Source organism: Actinomadura mexicana (genome assembly GCF_900188105.1).
In the GTDB taxonomy this organism is placed as follows: domain Bacteria; phylum Actinomycetota; class Actinomycetes; order Streptosporangiales; family Streptosporangiaceae; genus Spirillospora; species Spirillospora mexicana.
On sequence record NZ_FZNP01000016.1, the window covers coordinates 21,817 to 44,529 of the forward strand.

The 22,713-nt window shown below is 75.2% G+C and carries 19 protein-coding genes; 11 read left to right on the plus strand and 8 right to left on the minus strand.

Annotation, left to right across the window (positions count from 1 at the left end; all coding sequences use genetic code 11):
- Positions 1-21 precede the first annotated feature (21 nt).
- Both paaZ and CHC11_RS31985 read left to right on the plus strand, forming a co-directional pair.
- Entirely contained in the window at positions 22-2,061 is a 2,040-nt protein-coding gene (gene paaZ / locus CHC11_RS31980) for a phenylacetic acid degradation bifunctional protein PaaZ (RefSeq protein ID WP_089315596.1), read from the plus strand.
- A gap of 96 nt (positions 2,062-2,157) precedes the next feature.
- Positions 2,158-3,084, plus strand: a complete 927-nt coding sequence (locus CHC11_RS31985) for a LysR family transcriptional regulator (RefSeq protein ID WP_089315597.1) — start codon at positions 2,158-2,160, stop codon at positions 3,082-3,084.
- Here the strand turns inward: CHC11_RS31985 and CHC11_RS31990 are convergent.
- Genes CHC11_RS31990 through CHC11_RS32000 form a run of 3 tightly spaced genes read right to left on the minus strand, consistent with a single transcriptional unit; the run spans position 3,062 to position 6,913 of the window.
- Complete coding sequence (locus tag CHC11_RS31990; protein ID WP_089315598.1) at positions 3,062-4,204, minus strand: Glu/Leu/Phe/Val family dehydrogenase; 1,143 nt, start codon at positions 4,202-4,204, stop codon at positions 3,062-3,064. The genes CHC11_RS31985 and CHC11_RS31990 overlap by 23 nt on opposite strands.
- On the minus strand, positions 4,197-5,366 hold the full coding sequence (locus CHC11_RS31995; RefSeq protein ID WP_245920034.1) for an NAD(P)/FAD-dependent oxidoreductase: 1,170 nt from the start codon (positions 5,364-5,366) through the stop codon (positions 4,197-4,199). The genes CHC11_RS31990 and CHC11_RS31995 overlap by 8 nt, the downstream gene beginning before the upstream one ends.
- 8 nt (positions 5,367-5,374) lie before the next feature.
- Entirely contained in the window at positions 5,375-6,913 is a 1,539-nt protein-coding gene (locus tag CHC11_RS32000; RefSeq protein ID WP_089315599.1) for an aldehyde dehydrogenase family protein, read from the minus strand.
- Positions 6,914-7,126: 213 nt separating this feature from the next.
- Between CHC11_RS32000 and CHC11_RS32005 the strand changes: the two genes are divergently transcribed.
- Positions 7,127-9,253, plus strand: coding sequence for a thiamine pyrophosphate-dependent enzyme (locus tag CHC11_RS32005; protein ID WP_089315600.1), 2,127 nt, complete (start codon positions 7,127-7,129; stop codon positions 9,251-9,253).
- On the opposite strand, the gene CHC11_RS32010 is transcribed toward CHC11_RS32005, so the two are convergent.
- From CHC11_RS32010 to CHC11_RS32025, 4 genes are read right to left on the minus strand one after another with little or no spacing between them, the layout of a single operon-like run.
- A complete protein-coding gene (locus CHC11_RS32010) occupies positions 9,237-9,971 on the minus strand; it encodes an ABC transporter ATP-binding protein (protein WP_089315601.1) in 735 nt (244 codons plus the stop codon). The genes CHC11_RS32005 and CHC11_RS32010 overlap by 17 nt on opposite strands.
- Entirely contained in the window at positions 9,968-11,731 is a 1,764-nt protein-coding gene (locus tag CHC11_RS43000; protein WP_179279106.1) for a branched-chain amino acid ABC transporter ATP-binding protein/permease, read from the minus strand. Before CHC11_RS43000 ends, CHC11_RS32010 begins: the two co-directional genes overlap by 4 nt.
- Positions 11,728-12,627, minus strand: coding sequence for a branched-chain amino acid ABC transporter permease (locus CHC11_RS32020; protein WP_089315603.1), 900 nt, complete (start codon positions 12,625-12,627; stop codon positions 11,728-11,730). The genes CHC11_RS43000 and CHC11_RS32020 overlap by 4 nt, the downstream gene beginning before the upstream one ends.
- Before the next feature lie 11 nt (positions 12,628-12,638).
- The gene (locus tag CHC11_RS32025) at positions 12,639-13,841 is read right to left on the minus strand and encodes a branched-chain amino acid ABC transporter substrate-binding protein (RefSeq protein WP_218826339.1); all 1,203 of its coding nucleotides are present in this window, start codon (positions 13,839-13,841) and stop codon (positions 12,639-12,641) included.
- Positions 13,842-14,019: 178 nt separating this feature from the next.
- Here CHC11_RS32025 and CHC11_RS32030 point away from each other — a divergent pair, with 178 nt between their 5' ends.
- From CHC11_RS32030 to CHC11_RS32065, 8 genes are all read left to right on the plus strand, one after another.
- Entirely contained in the window at positions 14,020-14,202 is a 183-nt protein-coding gene (locus CHC11_RS32030) for a hypothetical protein (RefSeq protein WP_089315604.1), read from the plus strand.
- Positions 14,199-14,837 (plus strand): helix-turn-helix domain-containing protein, encoded by a 639-nt coding sequence (locus tag CHC11_RS32035; protein ID WP_245920036.1) that lies wholly within the window; start codon positions 14,199-14,201, stop codon positions 14,835-14,837. The genes CHC11_RS32030 and CHC11_RS32035 overlap by 4 nt, the downstream gene beginning before the upstream one ends.
- A 90-nt stretch (positions 14,838-14,927) precedes the next feature.
- A complete protein-coding gene (locus CHC11_RS32040; protein ID WP_089315606.1) occupies positions 14,928-16,088 on the plus strand; it encodes an NAD(P)/FAD-dependent oxidoreductase in 1,161 nt (386 codons plus the stop codon).
- On the plus strand, positions 16,085-16,393 hold the full coding sequence (locus CHC11_RS32045; RefSeq protein ID WP_089315607.1) for a (2Fe-2S)-binding protein: 309 nt from the start codon (positions 16,085-16,087) through the stop codon (positions 16,391-16,393). Before CHC11_RS32040 ends, CHC11_RS32045 begins: the two co-directional genes overlap by 4 nt.
- Positions 16,390-17,814 carry an FAD/NAD(P)-dependent oxidoreductase gene (locus tag CHC11_RS32050; RefSeq protein WP_089315608.1) on the plus strand — a complete coding sequence of 475 codons (1,425 nt, stop codon included), beginning with the start codon at positions 16,390-16,392 and terminating at the stop codon, positions 17,812-17,814. The genes CHC11_RS32045 and CHC11_RS32050 overlap by 4 nt, the downstream gene beginning before the upstream one ends.
- Positions 17,811-18,737 carry a dihydrodipicolinate synthase family protein gene (locus CHC11_RS32055; protein WP_089315609.1) on the plus strand — a complete coding sequence of 309 codons (927 nt, stop codon included), beginning with the start codon at positions 17,811-17,813 and terminating at the stop codon, positions 18,735-18,737. The genes CHC11_RS32050 and CHC11_RS32055 overlap by 4 nt, the downstream gene beginning before the upstream one ends.
- Positions 18,737-19,738, plus strand: a complete 1,002-nt coding sequence (locus CHC11_RS32060) for a proline racemase family protein (RefSeq protein WP_089315610.1) — start codon at positions 18,737-18,739, stop codon at positions 19,736-19,738. The genes CHC11_RS32055 and CHC11_RS32060 overlap by 1 nt, the downstream gene beginning before the upstream one ends.
- A 122-nt stretch (positions 19,739-19,860) precedes the next feature.
- Entirely contained in the window at positions 19,861-21,261 is a 1,401-nt protein-coding gene (locus CHC11_RS32065) for an aldehyde dehydrogenase (NADP(+)) (RefSeq protein WP_089315611.1), read from the plus strand.
- Positions 21,262-21,303: 42 nt separating this feature from the next.
- Here the strand turns inward: CHC11_RS32065 and CHC11_RS32070 are convergent, their stop codons facing one another.
- Entirely contained in the window at positions 21,304-22,683 is a 1,380-nt protein-coding gene (locus CHC11_RS32070; RefSeq protein WP_089315612.1) for an NADP-dependent succinic semialdehyde dehydrogenase, read from the minus strand.
- Positions 22,684-22,713: the final 30 nt, after the last annotated feature.

Here is a 22,713-nt window from a genome sequence, read left to right on the forward strand (position 1 = left end):
GATCTGGACGAGGAGGTCCCCGTGGTCGTGCTGCGCAGTTATGTGTCGGGTTCCTGGCGTGCCCCGGAGGAGGAGGGGGCGCCGTTGCACGACGCCGTCACCGGGGAGGAGGTCGCCCGGATCTCCTCGGCGGGGGTCGACATGGGCGCGGCCCTGGAGTACGGGCGGTCGGTCGGCGGCCCGGTGCTGAGGGAGCTGACGTTCCACCAGCGCGCGGCCCTGCTGAAGGCGCTCGCGTCCCATCTGCGGGAGCACCGCGAGGAGTTGTACGCCCTGTCGGCCAGGACGGGTGCGACGCTGAACGACGCGAAGTTCGACGTCGACGGCGGCATCGGCGTCCTGTTCGCCTACGCGAGCAAGGGCAAGCGGGAGCTGCCGAACGACACGGTGCTGGTCGAGGGCGACGTGGAGCCGCTCGGCAAGGGCGGGACGTTCGTCGGTCAGCACCTGTGCACGCCGTCGCACGGCGTCGCGGTGCAGATCAACGCGTTCAACTTCCCGGTGTGGGGCCCGCTGGAGAAGTTCGCGCCCGCGTTCCTCGCGGGAGTGCCGAGCCTGATCAAGCCGGCGGACCAGACCGCCTACCTGACGGCCCGGCTGGTCGAGCTGATCGTGGAGGCCGGGATCCTGCCCGAGGGGTCGGTGCAGATGGTCTGCGGCGAGCCGCGCGACCTCCTCGACCACCTCACCGAGCAGGACATCGTCGGGTTCACCGGGTCGGCGTCCACGGCCCGGCTGCTGCGCACCCATCCCGTCATCGTGGGGAACGCGGTGCGGTTCAACGCCGAGGCCGACTCGCTGAACTGCTCCGTCCTCGGGCCGGACGCGGCGCCCGGCACGAAGGAGTTCGACCTGTACGTCAGGCAGCTCGCCACGGAGATGACCGTGAAGGCGGGCCAGAAGTGCACGGCGATCCGCCGGGCGCTCGTCCCCGCCGCGCTGATGGACGACGTCGCCGAGGCCGTCCGGGAGCGGCTCGCGAAGGTCACGGTGGGGAACCCGTCCGACCCGTCCGTGCGGATGGGCGCCCTCGCCACGCTCGACCAGCGCGAGGAGGTGCGGCGCTCCCTGAAGGCCCTCATGGACGCCGGCCGCGTCGTGTTCGGCGACCCCGAGCGGGTCGAGGTCGTGGGCGCGGACGCCGAGCGCGGCGCGTTCATCTCCCCGGTGCTGCTGCGCGCCGACGACGCGGGCCGCGCCGAGCCGCACGAGGTCGAGGCGTTCGGCCCGGTCAGCACCCTGATGCCGTACGAGGGCGCCGAGCAGGCGGTCGAGCTGGCCGCGCGCGGGCGCGGCAGCCTCGCCGGGTCGGTCGTGACGGGGGACGCGGAGTTCGCCCGGAAGGTGGTGCTCGGCGCCGCGCCGTGGCACGGCCGGCTGCTCGTGCTGAACGCCGAGGACGCCAAGGAGTCGACCGGGCACGGCTCGCCGCTGCCCCCGCTCGTCCACGGCGGCCCCGGGCGCGCCGGCGGCGGCGAGGAGATGGGCGGTATCCGCGGGGTCGTGCACCACATGCGGCGCACCGCCGTCCAGGCCGGGCCCGCGATGCTCACCTCCATCACCGGGCGCTGGGTCCCCGGCACCGACCGGACCGTCACCGACGAGCACCCGTTCCGCAAGCACCTGGAGGACCTGCGCGTCGGCGACACCGCCGTCGGCGGCCCGCGCGTCGTCACCCTCGCCGACGTGGAGCACTTCGCCGAGTTCACCGGCGACACCTTCTACGCCCACATGGACGAGGACGCCGCCAGGGCGAACCCGTTCTTCGGCGGGCGCGTCGCGCACGGCTACCTCGTCGTGTCGTTCGCGGCCGGGATGTTCGTGGAGCCGTCCCCCGGGCCCGTCCTGGCGAACTACGGACTGGAGAACCTCCGGTTCCTCACGCCCGTCAAGCCGGACGACGAGCTGACCGTCACCCTGACGGCCAAGCAGATCTCGCCGCGCGAGGGCGCCGACTACGGCGAGGTCCGCTGGGACACCGACGTCACGAACCAGGAGGGCGCCTCGGTCGCCAAGTACGACGTCCTCACGCTGGTGGCCAAGCGCCCGCGGCACGACTGATCTTCGGGCCTGGGGAGCCGGCCCGCGGGATGATACGGATGGAGGGAGGCGTCTGCGGGGGAGGCGGTCACGTTCGGCGCTGAACGGGGTGCGTCCATGATCAGTCCCCTGCACATCCAGACCGTGCGCGAGGTCGTCCGCACCGGCTCGTTCGCGGACGCGGCCCGCAACCTCGGATACACCGCGTCCGCCGTCTCCCAGCAGATCGCCGCGCTGGAGCGCGCCTGCGGCCTGGTGCTGTTCGAGCGCCGGGCGCGCAGCGTGCGCCCGACGAGCGCCGCGTTCCTGCTGGTCAGCAAGGGCAACGACGTGCTGTCGGCCCTCGACACCCTGGAGCGGGAGCTGCGCACGGTCGCCAGCGGCGAGCGCGGCGCCCTGCAGCTCGGCAGCTTCCCGACCGCCAGCGCCCGCATCCTGCCGCGGGTGCTGGCGGAGCTGTCGCGGGTGCGGCCCGGCATCGACATCACGCTGGCCGAGGGCGAGCCGGACGAGCTGCTGCCCGAACTGCTCGACGGCGACCTCGACCTCCAGCTCGCCTACCGGTACGACCTGTTCCCGCGCACCTGGCCCGACCAGATCGTGGAGACGCCGGTGATGGACGAGAACCTGGTGCTGTGCGTCCCGCGTGACCACCCGCTCGCCGGGGGGCGCACCGTCCGGCTGCGGGACCTGCGGTCGGAGACGTGGATCGCGAGCCGCCCCGAGAGCGCGGGCGCGCAGGCGCTGCTGCGGCTGTGCGGCACCGCCGGGTTCGTCCCCGACATCGCGTTCCGCAGCAACGACTACGCCGTGGTGTGCGGGCTGGTCGGGTGCGGGCTCGGCATCGCGCTCGTCCCGGCGCTCGGCTGCGTCCCCGCTCCGGGGCTGAGGACGCTGCGGCTCAGCCGCCGCAGCCCGCGGCGGCACGTCACCGTGCTGCGCCGCACCACCAACACCAACCCGCTCGTCAAGGACGCCATGCGCGGCCTCATCGAGGCCGCCCGGGGCGTCCAGAGCGAGGTCAGCGGCGCCACCGGCCCTTGAGCTCCATCGCGGCGCGGACGCGCTCCTGCGCGAGCGCGACGGCGGCCTCGTGCGTCGTCGTGCCCCGCGTCCGGGCGGCGTCCAGGACCCGGCCGGTGTTGTCGCGCATCTTTGCCGAGACCGCCGTGAACACCGCGTCCGGGTCGGGGCGGAACGCCGAGTAGCGGGCGTCCATCGCGAACCCCGCCGCGACGACGCCGCCCGCGTTCGCCACGAAGTCCGGCACGACCGTCACGCCGCGCTCGGCGAGGACGCGCTGCGCCGCCCGCCCGGTGGGCAGGTTCGCGCCCTCCACCACGATCGCCGCCTGGACGTTCGCGGCCGCCTTGGCGTCGATGACGTCCTGCAGCGCGGCGGGGACGAGGACGTCGGCCGGGACCGACAGCTCGGCGCCGGGCGCCAGGAGGCGCCCGCCGTACTCCCGCACCGCCGCGTCGCCGGCCTCGGCGCGCAGGGCGAGGAGCCGCCCGACGTCCAGGCCGTCCGGGTCGTGCAGCGCGCCGTGCACGGTCGAGACCGCCACGACGGCCGCGCCCAGCTCGTGCAGGCGCCGCGCCGCCGCGTGGCCGACCGCGCCGAACCCCTGCACCGCGACCCGCGCGCCCCGCAGCGATATCCCGGCGTGCCGGGCCGCGGCGTCGGCCGCCTCCGCGACCCCGAAGCCGGTCACGCCCAGCTCGTCGTAGGGCATGCCGCCGAGGGCGTGCGGGGTGCCGACGGCCGCGCCCCGGTCGTCCAGCTCGTCCTGGACGATCGCCGCGTCCCGCTCCGACAGCCCCATGTCGAGGCCCGCCACGTAGCGGCGGGGGATCTCCTGCGACAGCGCCCGCACGAACGCGCGCAGCACAGCCTCCCGGTCGGGCGACCCGGGGTCCGCCGCGATCCCGGCCTTGGCCCCGCCGAAGAACAGGTCGACGCCCGCCCACTTGTAGGTCATGACCCGGGCGAGCCGCGCCACCTCCGCGACCGTCACCGACGGGCTCATCCGCATGCCGCCCTTGCCCATGCCGCGGGCGGTGTTGTCGATGACCAGCACGCCCCGCATCCCGGTCCGGGCGTCGGAGACGCACACGACCCGCTCGGGGCCCCACTCGTCCATCAGCGCGAGCACGTCAGACACGGTTGGTCTCCGGGCGGAGGGCGTCGCCGGCGAACCGCGCGGCGTGCAGGGGAGCGACGTCGGTGAAGGGCGCGCGGCCGAGGTACAGGTCGCGGACGACCTCGCCGACCGCCGGGCCCTGCAGGAAGCCGTGACCGGAGAAGCCCGTCGCGTAGAGGAACCGCGACACCGACGCGTCCTCGCCGATGAGCGCGTTGTGGTCGGGCGTCACCTCGTAGAGGCCCGCCCAGCCGCCCGTCAGCCCCACGTCGAGCAGGCGCGGCGCGCGGGCGCCGATCGCCCCGGTGAGCCGGGGGAGCCACGCGTCGGAGCGGTTCAGCAGGAAGCCGGGGTGCTCGTCGGGGTCGGACATGCCGAGCATCAGGCCCCCGCCCTCGGCGTGGAAGTAGAACGACGTCGCGAAGTCGATCGTCATCGGCACCGGGCGCGGCAGGTCCGGGAGCGGCTCGGTGAAGACGATCTGGCGGCGCAGCGGTTCGACCGGGAGGTCGACGCCCGCCATCCGTCCGACCGCCGCCGACCAGGCCCCGGCCGTGCAGACGACGGCGGGCGCGTGGATGCGCCCCCGCGAGGTCCGGACGGCTTTGATCTCGCCGCCGCCGGTCTCGATGCCGGTGACCTCGCAGCCGGTGCGGATCGCCGCGCCGTGCCGCCGCGCGCCCGTCGCGTACCCGAGGACGACCGACTCGGGCGTGCAGTGCCCGTCGTCGGGGGAGAACGCGGCGGCCAGCAGCCCGTCGGGGACGATCAGCGGCGACAGCCGGCGGGCCTCCGCGACCGAGATCATCCGGCTCGGGACGCCCAGCTCGTTCTGCAGGGCGACGCCCGCCTCGAACGCCGCGACGTCCTCGGGCCGCGACAGCAGGAACAGGTACCCGACCTGGTGCAGGTCGATCTCCTGCCCCGGACGGCCGGAGAACCGGGTGAACGCCTCCAGGCTGCGGGCGCCGAGCCGGATGTTGACCTCGTCGGAGAACTGGGCGCGCACGCCGCCCGCCGCCTTGCACGTCGACCCCGATCCGAGCCCGTCCCGCTCGACGAGCACCACGCGCCGCACCCCCGCCTCGGCGAGGTGGAACGCGACGCTCGTCCCCATCACGCCGCCGCCGATGACGACGACGTCGGCCTCGGTCTCGGTCTCGGTCTGCGTCCCCGTCTCCACGGCCGCCCCTACAGCCGGAAGCCGGGGTCGGGGGCGATCTCCAGGACGTCCATCTGCGCCTTCTGCAGCCGTCCCGAGGTGTCCCAGTTCATCGACTGCCAGCGGGTGAACTGGTCCAGCACCCACATGCCCGACTGGCGGCTGCCGTTGCCCGAGCGCCCGTTCCCGCCGAACGGCAGGTGCGCCTCGGCGCCGGAGGTGGAGTTGTTGACGCTCACCATCCCGGCCGAGATCCGCCGCCGGAACGCGAAGACCTTCGCCGGGTCGGTGGTGTAGATCGACGCGGACAGGCCGTAGCCGGGGGCGTTGGCGAGGGCGATCGCCTCGTCCGGCGTCCGGTAGGCGGTGACGCCGATGATCGGGCCGAACGCCTCGTGCATGAACAGCTCGTCGCCGGGACCCACCCCGTCGACGATCACCGGGTGGTAGAACAGCCCCGCCTCGGGGTCTCCGGCGAAGCCCTGCCGCGGCGCGGCCGCCGTGATGCGCCCGGTGGCCGTCGACCCGTGGACGGTGTGGCCCGGCCCGATCCAGCCGAGGACCTTCTCGAAGCCGTCCGCGAACCGCTCGCTGATCAGCGGCCCGAACAGCACGTCGTCCGCCGGGTCGCCGACGGCCGCGGCCCGCGTCGCCTCGTCCAGCAGCCGCACGAACTCGCCGTGCACCGACTCGTGGACGATCGCCGTCCCGAGGGAGGTGCAGCGCTGCCCGGCCGTCCCGAACCCCGAGAACAGGGCGCCCTCGACGGCGAGCGGCAGGTCGGCGTCCTCGGCGACGACCATCGGGTTCTTGCCGCCGAGCTCCAGGCACGGCGTCTGGAGGTGGCGCCCGCACAGCTCCCCGATCCGCGCCCCGACCCCGGTGGAGCCGGTGAAGCCGACCTTGTCGACCAGTCCTTCGCCCAGCGCCCGCTCAAGGCCGCGGAACGTCTCGGCGCCGTCGGCGTGGACGACGTTGAGGACGCCGTCCGGCAGCCCCGCGTGCGCGAACAGCTCGTAGAAGGCGTCGGCGCAGGCCGCCGCGTACTCGGCGGGCTTCCACACCACCGCGTTCCCGCACAGCAGCGCGGGGACGATGTACCAGGACGGCACCGCGACCGGGAAGTTCCCCGCCGTGACGACGGTGACGACGCCGACCGGGTCCCGGAAGGTGAACAGCTGCTTGTCGGGCATCTCGGACGGGACGGTCTGCCCGTACAGCCGCCGCCCCTCCCCGAGGAAGAACGCGCAGGTGTCGGCGATCTCCTGGACCTCGCCGAGGGCTTCGGCGCGGGGCTTGCCGACCTCCCGGGTGACGATCGCGGCGAGGGCCGCCTTGTTGGCCTCGACGAGCCGGCCGACCGCGGCGACCACCTGCCCGCGGACGGGCGCCGGCACGTCCCGCCAGGCGTCCTGCGCCTCGCGGGCGGCCCGGCAGGCGCGCACGAGGTCGCCGGCGTCCGCGAGGGCCACCTCGGCGACCGTCTCGGACGTGCGGGACGGGTCGGTGGAGCGGTACGAGCGCGGTCCCGCCGGGATCCGGGCGCCGCCGATGACGGAGGAGAGCACGGTTCCAGCCTGAACGGGCCGCCCGCCCGCGCCAAGATCGGGCAGAGCGCGGCCTCCTTACCGCGAGGCCAAGCCCGGCTGAGGCTCTCCGGGGGCCGTCGTTAAGCGATCCTTGGCCAACTCCCCACCGGTTCGCGGTCTCGCGCGGCTTGGCCGCGGCCGGGGCGGCGTCCGATGCTCGACACGCGTCCCGATCCGCAGGCAGGAGCACGCATGCCCGAGCCCGCCGACGTCCACTTCCTCGAGACGGCCGCGACCCTGGTGCCGTCCGGCGCGCCCGCCCCGCCGGGCGGGCTCACCGGCGAGCGCTGCCTGGAGCTGTTCGACGCGCAGCTCGGCAGCCGGCACCTGGACCTCGCCGCCCGCCGCCTCCGGGCCCAGGGCCACGGCTTCTACACGATCGGCTCGTCCGGCCACGAGGGGAACGCGGCCGTCGCCGGCGCCCTGCGGCCGGACGACCCGGCGCTCCTGCACTACCGGTCGGGCGCGTTCTTCCTGGAGCGGGCACGCCAGGTCCCCGGCCGGAACCCGCTCCGCGACGTCCTCCTCGGGCTGGTCGCCGCCGCCGAGGAACCGATCGCGGGCGGACGCCACAAGGTGTTCGGCAGCCGCCCGCTGAACGTGATCCCGCAGACCTCCACCATCGCCTCGCACCTCCCGCGGGCGCTTGGCGTGGCCTTCGCGATCGAACGCGCCGCCCGGCTCGGCCTGGACTCGCCGTGGCCGCGCGACGCCATCACCGTGTGCAGCTTCGGGGACGCCTCCGCCAACCACTCCACCGCCACCGGCGCCGTCAACGCCGCCGTCAACTGCGGTCACCAGGGCCTTCCCCTGCCGCTCCTGCTCGTCTGCGAGGACAACGGCATCGGCATCAGCGTCCGCACGGCGCCCGGCTGGATCCACGCCGCCTACGGCTCGCGGCCCGGCCTCGCCTACTTCCACGCGGACGGCTGCGACCTCGCCGACGCCCACGCCGTGGCGGCGCGGGCGGCCGACTGGGTCCGCGAACGCCGCCGTCCCGCGTTCCTGCACCTGCGGACCGTCCGCCTGATGGGCCACGCCGGCTCCGACGTCGAGTCGTCGTACCGGAGCCCCGCCGAGATCGCGTCGGACCTGGATCGCGACCCGCTCCTGCGGACCGCGCGCCTCCTCGTCGACCGCGGCGTCGCGACCGCGAAGGACATCGTCGGCCGCTACGAGGCCAAGCGCGCGGAGGTCATGGCGCTGGCCGAGCAGGTCGCGGGCGCCCCGCGCCTGGCGTCCGCCGCGGAGGTCATGGCGCCGCTCCGGTACGACGCCCCCGGTGGAGGAGCGCGGAGCGCGGAGGGGGAGCCGGTCACGCTGGCGCAGGCGATCAACCGGACGCTCGGCGACCTGCTGGACGAGCGGCCCGGCATGCTCGTCTTCGGCGAGGACGTGGCCCGCAAGGGCGGCGTCTACGGGGTCACGCGCGGGCTGGTGAGGCGGGCCGGGGCGGCGCGGGTGTTCGACACGATCCTGGACGAGCAGTCGGTCCTCGGCCTCGCACTCGGGTTCGGGACGGCCGGGATGCTGCCGGTCCCGGAGGTCCAGTACCTCGCCTACCTGCACAACGCCGCCGACCAGCTCCGGGGCGAGGCGGCGACGCTGCCGTTCTTCTCCTCGGGGCGGTACCGCAACCCGATGGTCGTGCGGATCGCGGCCTACGCCTACCAGAAGGGGTTCGGCGGCCACTTCCACAACGACAACTCCGTCGCCGCCCTGCGCGACATCCCGGGGCTCGTCATCGCGTCACCGTCCCGGCCCGACGACGCCGCGGGGATGCTGCGCGCGTGCGCGGACGCCGCCGGGGGCGAGGGGCGCGTGTGCGCGATGCTGGAGCCGATCGCGCTCTACCATGCCCGCGACCTGCACGAGGACGGCGACGGCGGGTGGCTGGCCCCGGCCGGGGGGACGGTCCCGATCGGGCGCGCCCGCACCTACGGGGACGGCGGCGACCTCACCGTCGTCACCTTCGCCAACGGCCTGCGGATGAGCCTGCGGGCGGCCCGCCGCCTGGAGGCCGCGGGCGTCCGGTGCCGGGTGGTCGACCTGCGCTGGCTGGCCCCGCTGCCGGTCGAGGACCTGCTGCGCGAGGCCCGCGCCACCGGCGCCGTCCTGGTCGCGGACGAGACGCGCCGCACCGGGGGCGTCTCCGAGGGTGTCCTGACCGCGCTCGCCGACGCCGGCTTCCGCGGACGCGCGGCCAGGGTCACGAGCGAGGACAGCTTCATCCCCCTCGGAGACGCCGCCTACCACGTCCTGCTGTCGGAGGCCGCGATCGAGGAGGCGGCGCGCAGGCTCCTCACGTCGCCTCGATGACCGGGTCGCCGCCCAGGTAGGCGGCCTTCACCCGGTCGTCCCGGGCGAGCGCGGACGCCGGGCCCTCCAGCACGATCCGGCCGGTCTCCAGGACGTAGGCGCGGTCGGCGAGGCGGAGCGTCTGATGGGCGTTCTGCTCGACGATCAGGACCGTGGCGCCCTGGTCGCGGATCTCCCGCACGACCCGCAGCACCTGCTGCGCCGTCCGCGGCGCCAGCCCCATCGTCGGCTCGTCCAGGGCGAGCAGGCGCGGCCGCAGCATCAGCGCCCGGCCGATCGCGAGCATCTGCTGCTCGCCGCCCGACAGCAGTCCCGCGGGCTGGCCGCGCCGCTCGCCGAGGCGCGGGAACATCGCGTAGACCTCGTCCCGGCGGGCCGCGACGAGCGCCCGGTCGCGGCGCCGCAGGTACCCGCCGAGCAGCAGGTTCTCGGCGACGGTCAGCGCCGGGAACACGCGCCGCCCCTCCGGGACGTGCCCGAGCCCGGCCGCGACGACCCTGTGCGCGGCGAGCCGGGTGATGTCGCGGCCGTCGAACTCGACCCGCCCGGACCGGGCCCGGTGCAGGCCCGTGACGGTCCGCAGCGCGGTGGTCTTGCCGGCGCCGTTGCTGCCGAGCAGCGCGACGATCTCGCCCTCCCCGACCTCGAAGGAGATCCCGGACAGCGCCTCGACCTGGCCGTAGCGGCTGCGCAGGTCGGCGACCCGCAGGAGCGTCACCGCAGCACCTCCGCGACGAGGTCGGTCTCCGGGTCGTCCGGCACGCCGAGGTAGGCGGCGATGACCCGCTGGTCCCGCTGGATCTCGGCCGGCGGCCCCACCGCGATCGTCCGCCCGTGCTCCAGCACCGTCACCCGGTCGGAGATCGACATGACCAGCGCCACGTCGTGCTCGATCAGCACCACGGCGGCGCCGAGCGCGCTGATGCGGGAGATCAGCCCCATCAGCGCCCGCTTCTCGGTCGGGTTCGCCCCCGCCGCCGGCTCGTCCAGCAGCAGGACGCGGGGGTCGCCCGCGAGCGCCCGCGCGATCTCCAGCCGGCGCCGGTCGCCGTAGGCGAGCCCGCCCGCCGGGCGGTCGGCCGCCTCCAGCAGCCCGACGAAGTCCAGGCAGCGGCGGACCGTGTCGAGGTCGGCGCGCGACAGCGGCCGCAGCAGGGCCCGGTCGCGGGCGAACCGGCCGATCAGCACGTTCTCGGCGACGGTCATCTCCTCGAACAGCCGGATGCTCTGAAACGTGCGCGCGAGGCCGGCGGCGGCGACCCGGTGCGGGGCGAGGCCGCGCACGTCCTGCCCGGCGAGCGCGACCGTCCCGGCCGACGGCGCGATCAACCCGGTGACGCAGTTGAACGCGGTGGTCTTGCCCGCGCCGTTCGGGCCGATCACGCTCACGACCTGACCGGCGTCCGCGCGCAGGGCGAGCCCCTCCACGGCCGTGACACCGCCGAAGCGCCGGGACAGGCCGTCCACCTCCAGCAGGGTTCCCCGGGCAGCCGGGGGCCCGGGCGCGGGCCCCGCCTCCGCCGGGAGCCGCAGGCGGCGCGGCCGGTACGGCCACACGCCCTGCGGCCGCAGGAGCACGATCAGGATGAGCAGCAGCGCGAAGAACAGCCCCCGGTACTCCTGGACGGCCCGCAGCACCTCCGGCAGCGCGACGATCACCACGGCGCCGACCATGACGCCGGGCCGGCTGCCCATCCCGCCGATGATCACCACGAGCAGGATCATCAGGGAGGTCAGGAACGTGAAGCTGGAGGGGTCCACGGTGCCGAGCTGCGCGGCGTTGAGCGGGCCCGCGACGGCCCCGACCATGGCGCCGAGCACGTACGCCAGCAGCTTCACCCGCCGCGCCGGGACGCCGACCGCCTCGGCGGCGGTGTCGTCGGCCCGGATGGCGCGCCAGGCGTAGGCGAGCCGCGAGCGGGCCAGCAGCGCCGTCGCGGCCAGCACGACGGCGAAGAACGCGAGCGCGAGGTGGAAGAAGTCCCGCGGCGTGATGATCTCCCGCCCGCCGACCGTCACCGGGGGGATCCCGGTCAGCCCGTTGGGGCCCCCGGTGACCTCCAGGTTGATCACCGTGATCCGGATGATCTCCCCGAAGCCGAGCGTGACGATCGCGAGGTAGTCGCTGCGCAGCCGCAGCGTCGGGTACCCGATGACCGCCCCGGCGACCGCGGCGGCGGCGACCGCGACCGGCAGCGTCGCCCAGAAGTCCCACTCCAGCTTCAGCGCCAGCAGCCCCGAGGCGTACGCGCCGATCGCGAAGAACGCGGCGAACCCGAGGTCGAGCAGGCCCGCGTACCCGACGACGATGTTGATCCCGAGCCCGAGGATCGCGTAGACCAGGATCGTCCCCGCGACGGTCAGCGCGTAGTCGTCGAGGGCCTGCCCGGCGACCAGCGCGAGCGCGACGAGCAGCGGCCAGCCGCCGTACCGGACGGCCGCCTCCCCGCCCGCGGTCCGCTTCGCCCGCGCCCTCACGCGCGCTCCACGACGCGCTCGCCGAACAGGCCGGTGGGTCTCAGCGCCAGCACCGCGATCAGCAGCCCGAAGATGAGGACGTCCGTCCAGCGGGACGAGACGTACCCGGCGGAGAACGACTGCACGAGGCCGATGCACACGCCCGCGACCATCGTCCCCGGCAGGTTGCCGATGCCGCCGAGCACCGCGGCGGTGAACGCGCGCAGGCCGATGAGGAACCCCATGCCGAAGCTGATCTGCACGTAGTACAGCCCGTACATGACGCCGGCCGCGCCCGCGAGCAGCGACCCGACGAAGAACGTCGTCAGGATCAGCCGCTCCACGTTGATCCCCTGGAGCCGGGCCGCGTCGCGGTCCATCGCCAGCGCGCGCATCGCGGTCCCCGTCACGGTGCGGGTGACGAACAGCCACAGCGCCGCCATCAGCGCCACCGACAGCACGACCAGGACGAGCTGCCCCCAGGTGACGTGGACGGCGCCGCTGAGGATCCGGCCGCCGTCCAGCGCGTGCGGGTAGGACTCGAACCGGGCGTCGGTGAGCACTTTGACCCCCTCCTCCAGCGCCAGCGACACCCCGATCGCGGCGATCAGCAGCGCCAGGCGCGGGGACGACAGCAGCGGCACGTAGGCGGCCCTGGCGATGCCGGCGCCGACGACACCGGTGGCCAGCGCGCCGACCACGACGGCGGCGAGGATGGCGGGCAGCGCCATCCCGCCGGTCGCGCCGAGCGCGGTCAGCGTCCCGAACCCGGCGAACGCGCCGATCATGAACACGTCGCCGTGCGCGAAGTTGATCAGCCGGACCACCCCGTAGATCATCGAGTAGCCCAGCGCGATCAGCGCGAGGAACGCCCCGATCGTCAGGCCGTTCACGAGGTACTGGACGAATTCGCTCATCGGGCCCCTGATCAGGAGGTCTTGGCGTCCACCCAGGTGGCGCCGCTCGCGTCGAGCTTCTTGTAGGCGGTGAACGCGCCGTTCCGGACCTGGACGGTGATGTAGAGCGGGTCGGTCCGGTCGCCCTTGGCGTCGAAGGTGATCGGCCCGGTGATGCCCGGGAAGTCCTTGATCTTGTGGAGGGCCTCGGTGATCGCGGCGCCCCGGGTGGACCCGGCGTCGTCGACGGCCTTCGCGACGACCTTCACCGCGTCGTACTCGTACACCGAGAACGGACCCGGGTCGGCGTTGTTCGCGGCCTTGTACGCCGAGACGAACGTCGCGGCGGCCGGCAGGTCCTTGGCCAGCGGCGCGGTGGTGGCGATGTAGCCGCCGGCCGCCGAGCCCGCGGTCTTCAGAACGGTGGAGTCGGTCGTGGCGTCCCCGCCCATGAGCGTGAACTTCAGCCCGAGCCGCTCGCGCTGCTTCATCAGCAGCCCCGCCTCGGCGAAGTAGCCGGTGAAGTACAGCACGTCCGGCCGCGTCGAGGCGATCTTGGTGAGGACGGGGCCGTAGTCGGACTGGCCGGGCTGCAGCGCGTTCTCGTAGACGACCTGGCCGCCCGCCCGCCTCGCCGAGCCGGCCGCCGCGTCCGCGAGCCCCTTGGCGTAGGTGGTGTTGTCGTGCAGCAGCGCGATCCGCTTGGCGCCGAGCGGCCCGGTCATGAACTTGGCCGCGACCAGGCCCTGGTTGTCGTCGCGCCCGCAGGTGCGGAACACCTTGCCCTTGCCGCCGTCGGTGAGGGACGGGTTGGTGGAGGCGTCCATCACGAACGGGACCCCGCGCCTGCCGTAGATCGGGATCGCGGGCACCGCCGCGCCCGAGCAGTACCCGCCGGCGACCGCCACGACCCCGCTGTTGAGCAGCTTCTGCGCGGCCTGGGCGCCCTGCTGGGCGCTGCACTGGTCGTCGGCCTCCACGATCTGGATCCTGCGGCCGTCCACCCCGCCGGCCTTGTTGATCTCGTCGGCGGCGACCTTGGCCGCGGCGAGGATGTCCTGCCCCGCCGAGGCCGAGTCGCCGCTCAGCGGCGCCGGTACGCCGATCTTGATGGCGCCCGAGCCGCCGGAGTCGCCCGGCCCGCAGGCCGCGAGCGGGACGAGCAGCAGGCCGGCGCCCGCCGCGCCGAACATCCGGAACCGGCGTCCGCGGTCCCGCGGGGTCAGTGGAGTCATCGGCGGCTCTCCGTCGCTCGTGGCCGGCAGGTCCTCGTGGTCCGGGATGGTGAAAGCGTGAAACGTCGGGGCACGGGCGTCGAGACGGGCAAGCATGCGATCTCATGCACTGATCGGTAAGCACCGCTTGCCCTTTCGCCACTCGACAGCGCGGCTGCGGCCTGGAAAGGATCTCCCCATGGCCGGTGTCCTGCTGCTCTCCGCGGCCGACGTGCGCGCGGTGTTCGACCTGCCCGCCGCGATCGCCTCGCAGCGGGAGGCGTTCGGCGCGCTCGGCCGCGAGGCCGGCGCCGGGACGCTGGTGGAACTCTGCCCCTGTCGGCCCGCCGAGTACACTGGCCGTTCGATAGAGCGAACGTGAGCGAGCGGGCGAGGGGCGGGAGCGTGGGCGCGTCGGGGGAATCGGTGCGGGACGTGCTGGCCGGCAACCTGCGCCGCGCGCGCCTGGAGCTCGGCCTGTCGCTGTCGGAGCTGTCCCGCCGCTCCAAGATCGGCAAGGCGACGCTGTCCCAGCTGGAGGCGGGCGCCGGGAACCCCACGATCGAGACCGTGTTCAGCCTGTCGCGCGCGCTGGAGGTCCCCATCTCCGACCTGCTCGACCACCAGGAGCCGTCCGGGCTCACGGTGGTGCGGGCGGCGGAGGTGGAGGTGCTGAGCGGGGAGGGGGTCGACCTGCGGCCGCTGCGCGGCATCGAGTCCGGCGGCGCCATGGTCGAGGTGTACGACCAGCAGGTCAGGGCCGGCCGCCGGCAGGACTCGCTCGGCCACGTGGGGACGGAGCACACGGTCGTCCAGTCCGGGCGGCTCGCCGTTCGGGTGGACGACCGGGACGTCGAGCTCGGGCCGGGCGACTACGTCGGCTTCGACGCGCGCCTGCCGCACAGCTACACCGCCGTCGAGGGGCCGGTCCGGTCCGTCCTGCTGCTGCAGTACAGCGCTGACCAGCGGCTTCACGCCTCACCTGGGACCCCGTCCCATCTGGTCGAAACCCCCTGAATCCGCAGCCGTCCGCGCGTTGACATCGCGCGCGGGACGCGCTTACGCTCGGGATCGTTCGGTTTAACGAACGACGGAACGGGAGGTGCGATGGCGCGGGTGGTGGTGCTGGGCGCCGGGATCATCGGCGCGGCCTGCGCCCGCGAACTGGCCCTGGCGGGCTGCGCGGTCACCGTCGCCGACCGGGGCGGACCCGCCGCCGGGACCACCGCCCGCGGCGAGGGCAACGTGCTGGTCTCCGACAAGGGGCCGGGCCCGGAGCTCGAACTGGCGCGGCTGTCGCGCGAGCTGTGGCCCGCCATCCTCGACGGCGACCCGAACGCCGGCGGTGTCGAATGGGACGCCAAGGGCGGCATCGTCGTCGCCACCACCGCCGCGGGCGCCGAGGCGCTGACGGGGTTCGCCGCCGCCCAGCGCGAGGCCGGGGTCGCCGCCGAGGACCTGGACGCCGCCGCCCTCGCCGCCGCCGAACCCCACGTGACGCGCGACTTCGCCAAGGCCGTCCACTACCCCGAGGACGCGCAGGTCCAGCCCGCCGGGGCCGCCGTCGCCCTGCTGGCCGCCGCCGTGCGCGCCGGCGCCGTGCTGCGCACCGGGTGCGAGGTCCTCGGCGCGGTCCGGCGCGGCGGCCGCATCACCGGCGTCCGCACCTCCGGCGGGACGATCGCGGCCGACGCCGTCGTCAACGCGGCCGGGCCCTGGTCGGGGCAGGTCGCCGGGAGGCTCGGCGCCCGGCTCGGCGTCCGGCCCCGCCGCGGCGAGGTCCTGGTGACCGCGCCGATGCCGCCGACCGTCTTCCACAAGGTCTACGACGCCGACTACGTGGGCGCGGTCGGCAGCGGTGTCGGGGACCTGCAGGCGTCCGCCGTCGTCGAGTCCACCCGGGCCGGGACGATCCTCCTCGGTTCCTCGCGCCGCCGGGTCGGGTTCGACGACCGGATCCGCCCCGAGGTGCTGTCGGTCATCGCGGCCAAGGCGCTGCGGCTGTTCCCGTCCCTGGCCGGGGTGCCGGTGATGCGCGCCTACGGAGGGTTCCGCCCGTACGTCGACGACCACCTGCCCGTCATCGGCGCCGACCCGCACCTGGAGGGCCTCTGGCACGCCACCGGGCACGAGGGTGCCGGGATCGGGCTGTCCGCCGGGACCGCCGCCGTCCTGCGCGACCTCATGCTGGGCCGCGCCCCGGCGATCGACGCGGCGCCGTTCCGCGCGGACCGGCCCGCCGCCCAGTGCGAGGGAGAGACCCGATGAGCGCGCGACTCGTCCCGGCCGGCGGCGACCGGACCGGGCGCCGCCCCGACGTCCCGCTGCGGATCACCGTGGACGGCGAGCCCGTGGACGGCGTCGCCGGCCAGACCCTCGCCGGGGTGCTGCTGGCGGCGGGCCGCCGCGCCTGGCGGCGGGGCCCGTCCGGCGCCCCGCGCGGCGTCTTCTGCGGGATCGGCGCCTGCTTCGACTGCCTCCTCACCGTCAACGGCGCCCGCGACGTGCGGGCCTGCCGCCGCCGCGCCCGCGACGGCGACGTCGTCGCGACCCAGTCCCGGGACGCCCGGTGAGCCGGCACGTCGTGGTCGTCGGCGCCGGGCCCGCGGGGCTCGGCGCGGCGGCGGGCGCGCTGCGCGCCGGGTCGCGGGTCACGCTGCTCGACGCGGCCGAGGAGCCCGGCGGCCAGTACCACCGGATGCCGCCCGCCGCGTTCGGCGCCGCCCGCCCCGGCCGCCTGCACCACGGCCGGCGCGGCTTCGAGCGGCTGCGCGACCGCGTGCTCGGCCATCCGCGCTGCGGCTGGTGGCCCGAGAGCGCCGTCTGGGCCGTCGACCGCACCGAACAGGGGCCGCCGCACGTCCACGTGCTGCGAGGTGAGGCCGACGGCGCCGGACGGGAACGGCACGTCCTGCGCCCGGACGCGCTGGTGCTCGCACCGGGCGCACACGACCGCGTCCTGCCGTTCCCGGGCTGGGAGCTGCCCGGCGTCTACACCGCGGGGGCGGCGCAGGCGCTGGCGAAGGGGGAGCGCCTGGTCATCGGCGACCCCGTCCTCATCGCCGGTTCTGGACCGTTCCTGCTCCCGGTCGCCGCGTCGCTGGTCGAGGCAGGCGCCACCGTCCTGGAAGTGCTGGAGGCCAACCCCGCCGCCACCGTGGCGCGCGGCTGGACCGCGCGCCCGTGGGAGCTGGCGCCGCAGGCGGGCAAGGCGGCGGAGCTGGCCGGGTACGCGGGGCTGCTGGCCCGGCACCGCGTCCCGTACCGGACGGGCCGCGCCGTGATCGAGGCCCGGGGCGACGGGCGCGTCGAAGAGGCGGTCACGGCGCGGCTCCACCACGACTGGTCGGTCGTGCCCGGCACCGAGCGCACCGTCGCGGTGGACGCGCTCTGCGTCACCCACGGCTTCAGCCCGCAGCTCGAACTGCCCGTCGCCGCGGGCTGCCGGCTGCGCGGCGGCGCCTTCACCGACGTCGACGACGACCAGCGCACCAGCGTCCCCGGCGTCTACGCGGCCGGGGAGATCACCGGCATCGCCGGGGCGCCCGCCGCCCGCACCGAGGGGCTGCTCGCCGGCTGGGCCGCCGGGGGAGGAGCCCGCGGCGACCGCGCGGCCGCCGTCCTGCGCCGGCGCCGCGACCGGGCGCGCGCGTTCGCCGCCCGGCTCGCCGCCGCGCACCCCGTCGGGGCGGCGTGGCCCGGCTGGCTGCGCCCCGACACGATCGTCTGCCGCTGCGAGGAGACCGCCTACGGGACCCTGCTGCGCGCCGCGGACGGCGAGGCCGCCGGCTCCGCCCGCGCCGTCAGGCTCGGCACCCGCGCCGGCCTCGGTCCCTGCCAGGCCCGCGTCTGCGGCCCCACCGTCGCCGAGCTGCTCCGCGACCGCGCGGGCGGGGGCGATCCCCATCGCAGGCCCGTCGCCCAGCCCATCCGGCTCGGCGAGCTCGCCGACCCTCCGGTCGACCCACCCGACAAGAAAGAGAGCGCCCGATGAGCGACAGCAAGCTCCAGAGCCTCGGCGGCGTCATCGTGGCGACGGCCCTGCCCTACCGCGAGGACGCCGCCGCCCCCGCCGGGCTCGCCGTCGACCACGACCGGTACGCCGAGCACTGCCGCTGGCTCGTCGACAACGGCTGCCGCGGGGTCGGCCCGAACGGCTCCCTCGGCGAGTACTCCTCCTTGACCGACGACGAGCGCCGGCGCGTCGCCCGCACCGCCGTCGAGGCGGTCGGCCGGGACGGTGTCGTCGTGGTCGGCGTGCACGGCCCCGGCTCCCACCAGGCCCGGCACTGGGCGCAGATCGCGGCCGAGGACGGCGCCGACGGCGTCCTGTGCCTGCCGCCGACGATGTACCGGGCCAACCGCGGCGAGATCATCGCGCACTTCGAGGCCGTCGCGTCCGTCGGCCTGCCGGTCATGGTCTACAACAACCCCATCGACACCAAGGTCGACCTCACCCCGGACCTGCTCGCCGAGATCGCCCAGATCGACGGCGTCGTCGCGGTCAAGGAGTTCTCCGGCGACGTCCGCCGCGTCCTGGAGATCCGGGAGAGGGCCCCGGGCCTGGAGGTGGTCGCCGGCGCCGACGACGTCACCCTCGAAGCGCTGCTGATGGGCGCGACCGGCTGGTTCGCGGGCTTCCCCAACGTCTTCCCCGCCGAGTCGGCGCTGCTGTACGAGCTGGCCACCACCGGGAAGCTGGAGGAGGCCCGCGCCCTGTACGAGCCGCTCGTCGCCGCGTTCCGCTGGGACTCGCGCACCGAGTTCGTCCAGGCGATCAAGCTCGGCATGGAGCAGGTCGGCCGGTACGGCGGCCCCTGCCGCCCGCCGCGCGGCCCGCTCGTGCCCGAGCACCGCGCCGCCGTCACCGCCGACATGGACCGCGCGATCGCGGCCCTCGCGCGGCGGGCGGCCTGATGCGCTCGGCCCGGTCGATCAGCGCGGTCGACTCCCACACCGAGGGGATGCCGACGCGCGTCGTCACCGGCGGCGTCGCGCCCATCCCGGGCGCCACGATGGCCGAGCGGCGCCGCCACGCCGTGCGGCACCTGGACGGGCTGCGCCGCTTCCTCGTGGATGAGCCGCGCGGCCACCCCGCGATGAGCGGCGCCCTGCTCCAGCCGCCCACTCGACCGGACGCGGACTGGGGCGTCGTCTACGTCGAGGTCAGCGGGTTCCTGCCGATGTGCGGGCACGGCACCATCGGCGTCGCGACCGTCCTGGTCGAGACCGGGATGGTGGAGGTGACCGAGCCGGAGACGATCGTGCGGCTGGACACCCCGGCCGGCCTCGTCGAGGCCCGCGTCGCGGTCCGCGACGGCGTCGCCGAGCACGTCACGCTCCGCAACGTCGCCTCGTTCGCGCTCCGGCGGGACGCCGTGGTGACGGTGCCCGGGTTCGGGGAAGTCCGCTACGACATGGCCTACGGCGGCAACTTCTACGCCATCACCGACCTCGAACCGCTCGGGCTGCCGTTCGACCGGGCCCGCAAGGAGGACATCCTCCGGGCGGGGCTGGCGATCATGGAGGCGATCAACGGGACCGACCGCCCCGTCCATCCGGCCGACCCGCTCATCGGAGGCTGCAAGCACGTCCAGTTCCTCGCGCCCGGGTCGGACGCCAGGCGCTCCCGCAACGCGATGGCGATCCATCCGGGCTGGTTCGACCGGTCGCCGTGCGGCACCGGCACCTCCGCCCGCATGGCGCAGCTGCACGCCCGCGGTGAGCTGCCGCTGCACACCGAGTTCGTCAACGAGTCGTTCATCGGCACCCGCTTCACCGGGCGCCTGGTCGGCACCGCCGAGGCCGGCGGCCTGCCCGCGGTGATCCCCGAGTTCACCGGGCGAGCCTGGATCACCGGCACCGCCACCTACCTGCTCGACCCCGCCGACCCCTTCCCCGAGGGCTTCGTCCTCTAGGAGGGGCCGGCCGGCTCGCCCCGATCCCTTCACGGCGGCCGTGACCGCCGCTTCACCTTGGTATGGAGAAGAGTCCGCTTCCTCCCCGGCCCGAAGGCCGGGGCATCCACGGAGGAACCCTGATGACACCGGACCAGGCCGTATCCGCGGCGGTCGCCGCCGCGCCAGGCTGGGCCGCGTCGCCGCCGGCCGAACGCGCCGCCCGCCTGGCGGCGGTCGCGGACGCGCTGGAGGCCGCCCGCGGCGAACTGGTCGCCCTCGCCGACGAGGAGAGCCGCCTCGGCGAGGCGCGCCTGAACGGCGAGCTGACCCGCACCACGTTCCAGCTGAAGCTGTTCGCCGAGCAGGTCCTGGAGGGCGCCTTCCACGACGCCCGCATCGACCGGGCCGACCCGGGGTGGGCCACCGGCCCGAGGCCGGACCTGCGCCGCCACCGGACGGCCGTCGGCCCGGTGCTGGTGTTCGCGGCGAGCAACTTCCCGTTCGCCTTCAGCGTCGCCGGCGGCGACACCGCGTCGGCGTGGGCGGCGGGCTGCCCCGTCGTGGTCAAGGCGCACCCCGGCCACCCCCGGCTCTCGCGCCGGACGGCCGAGGTGATCGCCGGCGCCGGGCTCCCGGACGGCGTGTTCGCCCTGGTCGAGGGCGAGGACGCCGGAGTCGAGGCCCTGCGGCATCCCGGCGTCGCCGCCGCCGCGTTCACCGGCTCCCAGCGGGGCGGGCTCGCCCTCGCGCGGATCGCGGCGGAGCGGCCGGCGCCGATACCCTTCTACGCCGAGATGGGCAGCGTGAACCCCTCCGTGGTCACGCCCGGCGCGGCCGGGGCCCGCGCCGAGGAGATCGCCGAGGGCTACGCGGCGTCCCTCACCCTGGGGGCCGGCCAGTTCTGCACGAACCCCGGCCTGCTGTTCGCGCCGGCCGGGCTGCTGGAGGGCCTCGCGGCGCACCTGCGCGCCGCCGCCGGCGCGCCGATGCTCAACGAACGGATCAGCTCCGGGTACCTGGCCGCGGCGGGCGCGCTCGGCGCCCTGCCCGGCGCGCGGCGCCTCGTCTGGCCGGACGAGGAGGACGCGCTGACACCGCGCCTGCTCACCATGGACCTGGCGGCGTTCCAGGCCGACATCGACGCCGCGACGGAGGAGTGCTTCGGGCCCCTCGGCCTCGTCGTCACCTACGACCGCCTGGCCGACCTCGCCGGCGTCGTGGCCGCCCTGCCCGGCCAGCTCACCGCCTCGCTGCACGCCGAGCCGGAGGAGACCGGCGACCTCGCCGCGCTCACCGCCGTGCTCGCCGGCCGGAGCGGCCGCGTCCTGTGGAACCAGTGGCCCACCGGTGTGTCCGTCACGCACGCGATGCAGCACGGCGGGCCGTACCCGGCCACGACGGCGCCCTCCACCACCTCGGTCGGCACGGCCGCGATGGAGCGGTTCCTGCGTCCCGTCGCCTACCAGGGCTGGCCGCAGGACCTGCTCCCGCCGCCGCTCCGCGACGACAATCCGTGGAAGGTCCCGCAGGACGTCCGGTGAGACCCCTCGGCCCGCTTCGCGCGGCGGGCCGAGGGCGTGCGGTCAACCGACCCAGACGGTCTTGGCGTTGCAGAACGCGCGCATGCCGTCCGCCGACAGCTCGCGCCCGTACCCGGAGCGCTTCACCCCGCCGAAGGGCAGCTCGGGGTAGGACGTCGTCATCCCGTTGATGAAGACCTGTCCCGCGTCCAGCTCCCGCACGAACCGCTCCCGCTCGTCGTCGTCGAGCGTCCAGGCGTTCGAGCCGAGCCCGAAGCCCGTCGCGTTCGCGACCTCGACGGCCTCCGACACCCCGCGCACGCGCAGCAGCGACGCGACCGGCGCGAAGACCTCCTCGCGGTACATCCGCATCTCGGGCGTCACCCCGGAGACCACCGTCGGCGGGTAGTACCAGCCGGGCCCGCCGGGGCGCTCGCCGCCGCACAGCACGGTGGCGCCCTTGCCGACCGCGTCGGCCACGAGCTCCTCGGCCTCGGCGCGGCCCTGCTCGCTGACGAGGGGGCCGACGTCGGTGGCCTCGTCCATCGGGTCGCCGACCTTCTTCGCGCGCATCCGCTCGACGAACAGCCGCTCGAACTCCTCGGCGCAGCCGGTGTCGACGATGAACCGCTTCGCCGAGATGCAGCTCTGCCCGTTGTTGAGGCACCGGGACTCCGCGGCCGTGTGCGCCGCGGCCTCCAGGTCGGCGGACGGCATCACCACGAACGGGTCGCTGCCCCCGAGCTCCAGCACGGTCGGCTTGATCTCGTCCCCGGCGATGGAGGCGACGGACCGCCCGGCGGGCTCGCTGCCGGTGAGCGTCGCGGCCTTCACCCGCGGGTCGCGCAGCACCCGCTCCACCTTCGCCGAGCCGATCAGCAGCGTCTGGAACGCGCCCTCGGGGAACCCGGCGCGGCGGAACAGGTCCTCCAGGAACAGCGCCGTCTGCGGGACGTTCGAGGAGTGCTTCAGCAGTCCGACGTTCCCCGCCATCAGGCCGGGCGCCGCGAAGCGGATCACCTGCCACAGCGGGAAGTTCCACGGCATGACCGCCAGCACGGGCCCGAGCGGCTGGTAGCGGACGTAGGCGTCCCGCGCGTTCACGTCCGCCGGGTCGGCGGGGCGCCGGTCGGCGAGGAACTCCGCCGCGTGCCCGGCGTAGTACCGGCACGCCTTCGCGCACTTGTGCGCCTCCGCCACGGCCGCCTTGAGCGTCTTGCCCATCTCGGTGGTCAGCATGGCGCCGATCTGGCCGGCCTCCCGGTCCAGGACGTCCGCCGCGGCGTTCATCCACTCCGCCCGCCGCTCCAGGGGGACCGTGCGGTAGGAGGCGAACGCGTCCGCCGCCCGCGCGACGCGCCGGTCGACCTCCTCGTCGGTCAGCGCGTCGAAGGTCTTCTCGACCTCGCCCGTCGCGGGGTTGGTCGTGGCGATCGTCGTCATGTCGGGATGCTCCCTGGGTGTCGGGCTCGT

Excerpts from the sequence above, each read along its gene's own strand:
- CHC11_RS32030 (WP_089315604.1), top strand. The coding sequence starts at position 14,020 with ATGGCCGGTGTCCTGCTGCTCTCCGCGGCCGACGTGCGCGCGGTGTTC.
- CHC11_RS32005 (WP_089315600.1), top strand. The coding sequence starts at position 7,127 with ATGCCCGAGCCCGCCGACGTCCACTTCCTCGAGACGGCCGCGACCCTG.
- CHC11_RS32025 (WP_218826339.1), bottom strand. The coding sequence starts at position 13,841 with ATGACTCCACTGACCCCGCGGGACCGCGGACGCCGGTTCCGGATGTTC.
- CHC11_RS31985 (WP_089315597.1), top strand. The coding sequence starts at position 2,158 with ATGATCAGTCCCCTGCACATCCAGACCGTGCGCGAGGTCGTCCGCACC.
- CHC11_RS32065 (WP_089315611.1), top strand. The coding sequence starts at position 19,861 with ATGACACCGGACCAGGCCGTATCCGCGGCGGTCGCCGCCGCGCCAGGC.
- CHC11_RS32045 (WP_089315607.1), top strand. The coding sequence starts at position 16,085 with ATGAGCGCGCGACTCGTCCCGGCCGGCGGCGACCGGACCGGGCGCCGC.
- CHC11_RS32070 (WP_089315612.1), bottom strand. The coding sequence starts at position 22,683 with ATGACGACGATCGCCACGACCAACCCCGCGACGGGCGAGGTCGAGAAG.
- CHC11_RS32040 (WP_089315606.1), top strand. The coding sequence starts at position 14,928 with ATGGCGCGGGTGGTGGTGCTGGGCGCCGGGATCATCGGCGCGGCCTGC.
- CHC11_RS32055 (WP_089315609.1), top strand. The coding sequence starts at position 17,811 with ATGAGCGACAGCAAGCTCCAGAGCCTCGGCGGCGTCATCGTGGCGACG.
- CHC11_RS32020 (WP_089315603.1), bottom strand. The coding sequence starts at position 12,627 with ATGAGCGAATTCGTCCAGTACCTCGTGAACGGCCTGACGATCGGGGCG.
- CHC11_RS32060 (WP_089315610.1), top strand. The coding sequence starts at position 18,737 with ATGCGCTCGGCCCGGTCGATCAGCGCGGTCGACTCCCACACCGAGGGG.